This is a genomic window from Paractinoplanes ovalisporus (assembly GCF_016834655.1).
Classification (GTDB): Bacteria; Actinomycetota; Actinomycetes; order Mycobacteriales; family Micromonosporaceae; genus Actinoplanes; species Actinoplanes ovalisporus.
Genome location: NZ_JAENHP010000010.1, coordinates 290,311 through 297,909 on the forward strand (window position 1 = coordinate 290,311; position 7,599 = coordinate 297,909).

Annotated in this window: 9 protein-coding genes; all 9 read left to right on the forward strand. The window is 69.9% G+C overall.

Going from position 1 to position 7,599, the window contains the following annotated elements:
- The first annotated feature begins 2 nt into the window (after positions 1 to 2).
- The 9 genes from JIG36_RS28635 to JIG36_RS28675 all read left to right on the forward strand — a co-directional run bounded on the left by JIG36_RS28635 (position 3) and on the right by JIG36_RS28675 (position 7,496).
- The gene (locus tag JIG36_RS28635; RefSeq protein ID WP_203379512.1) at positions 3 to 1,064 is read left to right on the forward strand and encodes a beta-ketoacyl synthase N-terminal-like domain-containing protein; all 1,062 of its coding nucleotides are present in this window, start codon (positions 3 to 5) and stop codon (positions 1,062 to 1,064) included.
- The gene (locus JIG36_RS28640) at positions 1,061 to 2,011 is read left to right on the forward strand and encodes a 3-hydroxyacyl-ACP dehydratase FabZ family protein (RefSeq protein ID WP_203379513.1); all 951 of its coding nucleotides are present in this window, start codon (positions 1,061 to 1,063) and stop codon (positions 2,009 to 2,011) included. The genes JIG36_RS28635 and JIG36_RS28640 overlap by 4 nt, the downstream gene beginning before the upstream one ends.
- Complete coding sequence (fabG, locus tag JIG36_RS28645) at positions 2,008 to 2,754, forward strand: 3-oxoacyl-[acyl-carrier-protein] reductase (RefSeq protein WP_203379514.1); 747 nt, start codon at positions 2,008 to 2,010, stop codon at positions 2,752 to 2,754. The genes JIG36_RS28640 and fabG overlap by 4 nt, the downstream gene beginning before the upstream one ends.
- Before the next feature lie 12 nt (positions 2,755 to 2,766).
- Positions 2,767 to 3,480, forward strand: a complete 714-nt coding sequence (locus tag JIG36_RS28650; RefSeq protein WP_203379515.1) for a 2-hydroxychromene-2-carboxylate isomerase — start codon at positions 2,767 to 2,769, stop codon at positions 3,478 to 3,480.
- A gap of 55 nt (positions 3,481 to 3,535) precedes the next feature.
- Positions 3,536 to 3,751, forward strand: coding sequence for an MbtH family protein (locus JIG36_RS28655; RefSeq protein ID WP_203379516.1), 216 nt, complete (start codon positions 3,536 to 3,538; stop codon positions 3,749 to 3,751).
- Positions 3,752 to 3,891: 140 nt separating this feature from the next.
- Positions 3,892 to 4,197, forward strand: a complete 306-nt coding sequence (locus JIG36_RS28660) for a LysR family transcriptional regulator (RefSeq protein WP_203379517.1) — start codon at positions 3,892 to 3,894, stop codon at positions 4,195 to 4,197.
- A 101-nt stretch (positions 4,198 to 4,298) separates the two neighbouring features.
- Positions 4,299 to 5,468 (forward strand): alpha-hydroxy acid oxidase, encoded by a 1,170-nt coding sequence (locus tag JIG36_RS28665; RefSeq protein ID WP_438870769.1) that lies wholly within the window; start codon positions 4,299 to 4,301, stop codon positions 5,466 to 5,468.
- Between the two features lie 71 nt (positions 5,469 to 5,539).
- Complete coding sequence (locus JIG36_RS28670) at positions 5,540 to 6,046, forward strand: YbaK/EbsC family protein (protein WP_203379519.1); 507 nt, start codon at positions 5,540 to 5,542, stop codon at positions 6,044 to 6,046.
- Positions 6,047 to 6,269: 223 nt separating this feature from the next.
- Positions 6,270 to 7,496, forward strand: coding sequence for a glycosyltransferase (locus tag JIG36_RS28675; protein ID WP_203379520.1), 1,227 nt, complete (start codon positions 6,270 to 6,272; stop codon positions 7,494 to 7,496).
- Positions 7,497 to 7,599: the final 103 nt, after the last annotated feature.

The window sequence follows — 7,599 nt, forward strand, 5'->3', positions numbered from 1 at the left end:
CCATGGTCACTGCGAATCCCGTCATCACCGCTTGGTCCGCGGTCTCACCCTTCGGCATCGGCCGGGAGGCTTTCGCCGACGGCCTGCGCTCCGGCCGCCCGACCGGCACGACCCTCTCCCGCGAGCAGTGGCAGGTGCCGGACGAACGGGCTCATCTGGTGCCGGACTTCGACATCCGTGAGGTGCTGGGCAAGAAGGGGACCAGGTCGATGGACCGGGTCAGCGGCCTGGCCGTCACCGCCGTCCGTGAGCTGCTGGCCGACACCGCCGCGCGTGAGATGTCGACGGCCGGGGTGGGTCTCGTGCTCGGCACGACCACCGGCAGCGCACAGAGCCTCATGGACTTCAGCCGGGACTCCTTCACCGAGGCCAAACCCTACTTCGTGGACGCTGCCCGTTTTCCCAACGCGGTGATGAACTGCGCCAGCGGTCAGTGCGCGATCTGGCATCAGCTCAAGGGCCCCAATGCGACTGTCGCCGGTGGGCGGGCCGCGGGTCTCTACGCGCTCAACTACGCCCGGCGGCTGCTCGGGGCCGGGCGGGCGGAGGTTGTCCTCTGTGGTGCGGTTGAGGAGTACTCGCACGCCCGTTCCTGGCTTGAGCACCACAGCCGCGGTGAGGACGAGCGCGAAAGCGTACTCGGCGAGGGCTGCGGCATCCTCATGGTCGAGCCGGACGGCGGCGACGGCGAGGCCCTGGCCGAGGTGCTGGCCGTCGAGTTCGGGGTCGTCCTCGGCGACGACTACCGGGGAAGTCTCGAATCTTGTGTGCGGCGGGCACTGCGTCGTGCCGGGCTGAGCACGGCCGACGTGACCGCGGTGGCTCCGTGTGGTGCCCCCGGCCGGGCCGGCGAGCAGGAGCGGGAGCTGCTCGCCGACCTCTTCCCGCCCGGCGCCACCGAGCGGGTGCTCGGCGCGGAGCTGCTCGGCGACACCGCCGCGGCGTCGGCGCTGTTCCAGCTTCTGGCCCTGTTCGGCGCGTCCGGTGAGCGGGTCGCCCTGGTCACCTCCCTCGACCGTACGGGCGTGGTGGGATGCGCGCTGCTGCGGGTGACGGGCCGATGACGACGGCCACGGCCACCCGGCAGTCCCTCGCGGGATGCAGCCCGGTCGCGGGGGCGGTGACCGTCCTCGCGCCGGGCCCGACGGCCCGGACCGAGCTGGTCGTCGCGGCCGACGAGCCCGTGCTGGCCGGGCACTACCCGGACTTCCCGATCTTTCCCGGCGTCTGCCTGATCGAGTGCGCCCGGCTCAGCGCTTTCGTCACGGCCGCGCCCGGTGCCGGCGGGGAGCTGCGGCTGGCAGCGGTCGAGTCGGCTCGATTCCGCAACGTGGCGCTCCCCGGCGACCGGCTCGTGCTGGATCTGAACTGGGCCGAGCGGCCGATCGGCCGGCGGCTCACCGCCCGGATCACGTCCGGTCGTGGTGACGTCGCCTCGGTCCGGTTGCTCTTCCACCTCGGTGAGGAGAGCGTCGCGGCCGCCGAAAGCGTGGTCCCGGAAGTGCTCAGCGGGGTCCCGGTGCCGCCCGACCCACGGGCGGTGTTGCCGCACCGCTATCCGATCCTGCTGGTCGACCGGGTGCGGGCGATGGTGCCGGGCGAGAGCATGGTGGCCGTCAAGGCGGTCAGCAGTGGGGAACCGTGGTTCGCGCGGGCCCCGGAGAGCACGGATCTGGCCTATCCCCAGGTGCTCATGGTCGAGTCCTGGGCCCAGTCGGCCGGTGTGCTGGCAAACTCCGGCGCCGCGCTACGAGCCGGCCACGTGATGCTCTTCGGCGGCGCCTCCGACGTCGGGTTCTTCGGCCGCGTCCGTCCCGGTGACGTTCTCGAGCACCGCGTCCGAGTCGAGCGCCGGTTCTCCGACACGGTCATCTTCACCGGCGAGAGCCTCGTCGACGGCGTCGTGAGGATGCGTGTCGGCAGTATGACGATGGCGTTCCGCCCGTCGTCGCAGCTGACCGCGGCACGGTCGGCCGACCGTGCCGCGCCGACCATGGGGAGCACGCTTTGAGTACGCAGCAGGGTGGCATTGCACTGGTCACCGGCGGGTCGCGGGGCATCGGGCGGGCGACCGTCCTGCGGCTGGCCCGTGACGGTTACGACGTGGCGTTCTGCTACCGATCGGACGTCGCCGCGGCGCAGAGTCTCGAGAAGGAGGCCGCGGAGCACGGCGTACGCGTCCTGGCGGTGCGGGCCGACGTCGCCGAAGCGGAGGAGGTCCGCGCGTTCGTCTCCGCCGTCGAGTCCGAGCTGGGCGCGGTCGACGTGGCCGTCACCTCGGCCGGCATCACCCGCGACAGTGCCCTGTTCAACATGAAGGACGAACAGTGGAACGACGTCGTGAGGACCAATCTCGACGGTGTCCACCACCTGTGCCGGGCGGTGGTCTTCGCCATGCTGAAGCGCCGCAGCGGCGCCATTGTGAACATTTCGTCGGTCGCCGGGGTCTACGGCAACGCGGGGCAGACCAACTACTCGGCGTCCAAGGCCGGCATCATCGGCTTCACCCGGGCCCTGGCCAAGGAGGTCGGCGCCTACGGCGTGCGGGCCAACGTCGTAGCCCCCGGCTTCATCGACACCGAGATGACAGCGGTGCTCACCGACAAGGTCAAGAACAAGGCCGTCACCGCTGTCCCGCTCGGCCGGCTCGGCCGGCCCGAGGAGGTGGCCGACCTGGTGGCCTACCTGGCCTCACCCGGTGCCGCCTACATCACCGGTGCGGTCTTCCAAGTCGACGGCGGCATCACCATCTGAGAGGGGGACAGAATGGCCAGAAAACCGGCCCGTTGGTATTTCTCGTTCCGCAGTCCGTACTCCTGGTTCGCCTACCGGGACCTGATCACGGCCCATCCGGAGGTGGCCGACGCGATCACCTGGATCCCGTTCTGGGAGCCCGATGAGCACTCCGAGCGCCACCTCAGCCAGGCCGGGGTGGAGTTCCCATACACCCCGATGGGACGCGACAAGCACTTCTACATCCTGCAGGACACCCGCCGCCTGGCCGAGAGTCGTGCGCTGTCCATGGTGTGGCCGGTCGACCGGCAGCCGCACTGGGAGGTGGCGCATCTCGGCTGGATCGCCGCCCGGACGTACGGCCTCGAACGCGAGTTCGCGGATGCCGTGTTCGAGGCGCGGTGGGAGCACGGGGCGGACATCTGCGACGTCACGGTGGTGGAGGAGCTCGGCGTCCGCGCCGGCCTGCCGCTGGGCACCGTCAAAGCCGCCCTCGACGACCCGGCCATCCGGGAGGAGGCCGGCCGGGCCCTGGTCTCCAGCGCGAAGGATGGCGTCTTCGGCGTCCCGTTCTTCATCGTCGGCCGGCACAAGTTCTGGGGCGTGGACCGCCTGCCCCTGTTCGCCGAGGCCTGGCGTGCGTCCCAACCGGACCGGGTGACCATCCCGCCGGTCGTCACCCTGCCCGCGGCCGAGCTCCCGGTGCTGGCCACGGCCGACGCCGGTCACGCCGGCGGCTGTGGCTGAGCTACCGGAACCTTCGATTCCACCGACATCCAGTACCAACGAGAGGGAGATTCCCATGACGAACCCGTTCGAGGACGAGGACGGCCGCTTCTTCGTGCTGGTCAACGACGAGAACCAGCACTCGATCTGGCCCGCCTTCGCCGAGATTCCGGCCGGCTGGACCACGGTGCACGGCGAGGACAGCCGGCAGGCCTGCCTCGAATACGTCGAGAACAACTGGACCGACATGCGTCCGAAAAGTCTGGCCGACGCCATGGAAGCAAGCGTCTGACCAATTAGCAGAGGCGGCGGGCGGCGTTTTCGACGCTGCCCGCCGCGCAATTTTTACCCCCCGCCGCCCGGTGATAGTGATGGGATAGCGAACCGTCACCGCACTCCACCAGAATTGTCGTCGACAAGAGGGGCAGCGGAATGCATGAACGAGAGTTGAAGGCCTTCGTGGCCGTCGTGGAAGCCGGGCGAATGGACCGAGCGGCGTCGTCGCTCGGGTATTCACAGCCGGCCATCAGCTATCAGATCAAGTGTCTGGAGCAGGAGCTTGGAACGCGGCTTTTCTCCCGCTATCCGGACGGCGTCCAGCTCACCCAGGACGGTGCGATGGTGCTCCCCGCCGCGCGGGCGGTGCTCGCCCTGTTCGAAGGCATCAAGGACGTGACGGTCCGGGCCGCCTCCGTCGAGTCGGCGCGTCCGCGCTCCAGGCGGGTCACCGGAAGCTGACGAGGCAACGGATGGGTGAAGTGACGAGATTGCGCAAGGTAGGAACGCCGGTGATGGCCGGATCATCGATCGCGCGCGGGGGCGGCGATCGCCGATTGGGGCTGGCCAAACCCTGCGTCGATCTCCCGCCCGAGGTCACCGGGCTGGCCCGGACAGCGCACACACTGGACGATCTGGCCCGCCTCGCCGCCGGGCAGCTTCCCGCCGACGTATGGGACTTCGTGCAGGGTGGAAGCGGTGAGGACGGCACCGTGCTGGCCAACCGGGCGGCTCTGGACAGCATCCGGCTCCGTCCCCGGGTGCTGGCCGAGGTGGCGGAGGCGACGGGCTACTGCCGGTTGCTGAACGCCGAGAGTGCCCTTCCCCTGGCGGTGGCGCCGATGGCGTACCAGAAAATGATGCATCCGCGCGGTGAGGTCGACATGGCGCTGGCCGCGTACGAGGCCGGGGTCCCGATCGCGCTGAGCACCCTCAGCAGCCGCACCATCGAGGACGTCTGTGGCACCGGTGCCGTGGTCTGGTTCCAGCTCTACTGGCTGCGTGACCGGGACGCCATCCTGGGCCTCGTGCGCCGGGCCGAGCGGGCCGGCTGCCGGGCCGTCATGGTCACGGTGGATGTCCCGGTCATGGGGCGGCGCCTGCGCGACATCCGTAACCGGTTCGCCGTGCCCGAGGAGATCAGCGCGATCAACCTGCCGCCGGTCATGCGGGGCGGCGGAACGGCGGCGAAGCCGGGCACCTCGGCGGTGGCCGCGCACACCGGCGCGGTCTTCGACCCCGGGATGGGCTGGTCGGACCTCGACTGGCTGCGTGAGGTCACCGACCTGCCGCTGATCGTGAAGGGGATCATGGACCCCGAGGACGCCGATCGGGCGGTGTCCGCCGGCGCGGACGCGATCGTCGTCTCGAACCACGGCGGAAGGCAGTTGGAGGGGGCGCTTCCGAGCATCCTCGCCCTGGCCGACGTGGTTGACGCGGTCAGCGACCGCTGCGAGATCCTCTTCGACAGCGGCGTGCGGAGCGGCACCGACATCCTGCGGGCCCTGGCCTTGGGCGCCTCCGGTGTGCTGGTCGGGCGGCCGATGCTCTGGGGGCTGGCCGTGGACGGGGCCCGGGGCGCCGCGCGCGCTCTCGAGATCCTCCGGGTCGAGCTGGAGTTCGCCCTCGCTCTGGCCGGATGCCCGAACGTGCTCGCGGCCCGGAGACTGGACGCCACGGTTGTGCCCGGTCTGCCGTTCTCGGCGCCTTTTGGTCACCCGGCACCGGCCTGAGCGGCGCCCGCGGAGAACAGATTTCTTGATGCCACATTGTTGCCGGCCTCGGCTGCTGATTCGCTGAGCATATGTCGATCGATCGGCCGGATATGGTTCCTCCGGTTCACGCTCGGTTGTTCGAGATGCTGAACCGGCACCGTGCAGAATACCGCATGATCTCCCATTCCCCGGGGGCCACCACCGAGGAGGCGAGCCGATTCCGAGGGCACGATCCGGCCGCCGCCGCGAAAAGCATAATCCTGTGCGTGCGGAAGACCCGAAAAGAGAGCCGGTACGTTCTCGCGGTGGTCCCCGGTGACCGGCGGGTGGACTTCCGGCGGGTTCGCTCGCTCTTCTCCGCGATCGATGTGAGCTTCGCACCGCTCCCGGTCGCGGAGCGTCTGGCCGGCAGTCCGTCGGGCACCTTCATGCCGTTCGTCTTCAGCCCGGAGCTCGACATCGTCGTTGACGCCGGGCTGGCGCACCATGACGAGATCTTCTTCAACGTCGGCCTGGCCGACCGGTCGATCTCGATGAAGGCATCGGCCTACCTGTCACTCAGCGCGCCGCGGATCGCGGAGATCGCCGCCGACTGACAGCCCGGAGTTCTCAGCCGGTTCACAGGTATCCGCCGGGAGGATCGTACGAACGGTATTGGGCGACCGTCACGGGAATTCATTTCGGATTGTGAACGGGGCGAGGATAACCGAGCTTTGCGTGCCGGATCGGGTGCGCGGTACAGTCGGCGCTGCGCGCTCCTTTCCACTTTGTCCGGTCGCCGAGAAGTGTTGGAGGCATTCGTCGATGCGAATTGTAATCATGGCTGTCGGGAGCCGGGGCGACGTTGCGCCCTACACCGGGCTCGGTGCGCGGCTGCAGGAGGAGGGGCACGAGGTCACCCTGGCCACCCACGGGCTTTTCGAGGAGCTGGTGCGCAGCCGCGGGCTGGGCTTTCACGCGCTCCCGCTGGACACCCAGGAGGAGATGACCTCCAAGCTCGCCGCGAGCGGCACCAGCAGCCCGCTCAAGGTGACCCTCGAGGTGAACAAGGTGGTGGCCGCGCACGCCACCCCGATGGCTCAGGCGATGCTCGCGGCGGCCCGGTCGGCCGACGTGGCCATGCTGACCCCGGCCGGCTGGATCGGCGGTCACGTGGCCGAAGGGCTGGGGCTGCCCAGCATGGGCGTCTACCTGCAGCCGATGACGCCGACCAGGGAGTTCCCGCCGTGCACGGTGACCACCCGCTCGCTCGGCGGGTGGGGCAACCGCCAGGCGGCGACAACGCTGCGCAGCCTGGGCCAGAAGCCGTTCAGCAAGGCCGTCGACCAGTTGCGGACCGAGCTCGGCCTGCCGCTGATGAAGCCGGGCGCCTGGCTGGCACAGGTCGACGCGGCCCGCTGGCCGATCTGTTACGGCTACAGCCCGATCGTGGTGCCGCAGCCCGCTGACTGGCCCGAGTGGAACCACACCGTGGGCTACTGGTGGCCCGCCCCCGACCCCGATTTCAAGCCGGCGCCGGAACTGGTCGACTTCCTGGCCGCCGGCCCGCCACCGGTCTACATCGGCTTCGGCAGCATGCCGGTCGAGGACCGTGAGGCGTTGTCACAGCTGGTCGTCAGCGCGTTGCGTCGCAGCGAGCTGCGGGCGGTGGTGAACACCGGCTGGGCCGGGCTGAACACGGCCGGGGAGAACGTCTGCACCGTCGCCGAGGTGCCTCACGACTGGCTGTTCCCGCAGGTCGCCGCGGTGGTGCACCACGCCGGGGCGGGCACTGCGGCGGCCGGGCTGCGGGCCGGTGTGCCGGCCGTGCCGGTGCCGTTCATGGTGGATCAGCCGTTCTGGGCGCAGCGCCTGCGCGGGCTGGGCGTCGCCCCGGAGGTGATCCCGTTCCGGCGGCTGACCGCCGACCGGCTCGCCGCGGCCTTGACCGAGGCCACCACCAACCCGGAATACCGGCGGCGGGCGACCGACGTGGCCGCCCGGCTGGCCCGGGAGGACGGCGCGGCCGGTGTGCTGCGGGTCCTGAACCAATTGTCGCGCGCCTGAGAAACGGCGTATTGAAGAATTCGATGTGACATTGCCGTAGGTACGGCTTCCCGTTGTACTTTTCCTGATCCGGTAAAACGGACGGAATGCGGCCGCCCTTTCG

Bases quoted from the DNA above. Each gene is read 5' to 3' on its own strand.
- JIG36_RS28650 (WP_203379515.1), top strand. From the start codon at position 2,767: ATGGCCAGAAAACCGGCCCGTTGGTATTTCTCGTTCCGCAGTCCGTAC.
- JIG36_RS28660 (WP_203379517.1), top strand. From the start codon at position 3,892: ATGCATGAACGAGAGTTGAAGGCCTTCGTGGCCGTCGTGGAAGCCGGG.
- JIG36_RS28640 (WP_203379513.1), top strand. From the start codon at position 1,061: ATGACGACGGCCACGGCCACCCGGCAGTCCCTCGCGGGATGCAGCCCG.
- JIG36_RS28655 (WP_203379516.1), top strand. From the start codon at position 3,536: ATGACGAACCCGTTCGAGGACGAGGACGGCCGCTTCTTCGTGCTGGTC.
- JIG36_RS28670 (WP_203379519.1), top strand. From the start codon at position 5,540: ATGTCGATCGATCGGCCGGATATGGTTCCTCCGGTTCACGCTCGGTTG.
- JIG36_RS28635 (WP_203379512.1), top strand. From the start codon at position 3: ATGGTCACTGCGAATCCCGTCATCACCGCTTGGTCCGCGGTCTCACCC.
- JIG36_RS28675 (WP_203379520.1), top strand. From the start codon at position 6,270: ATGGCTGTCGGGAGCCGGGGCGACGTTGCGCCCTACACCGGGCTCGGT.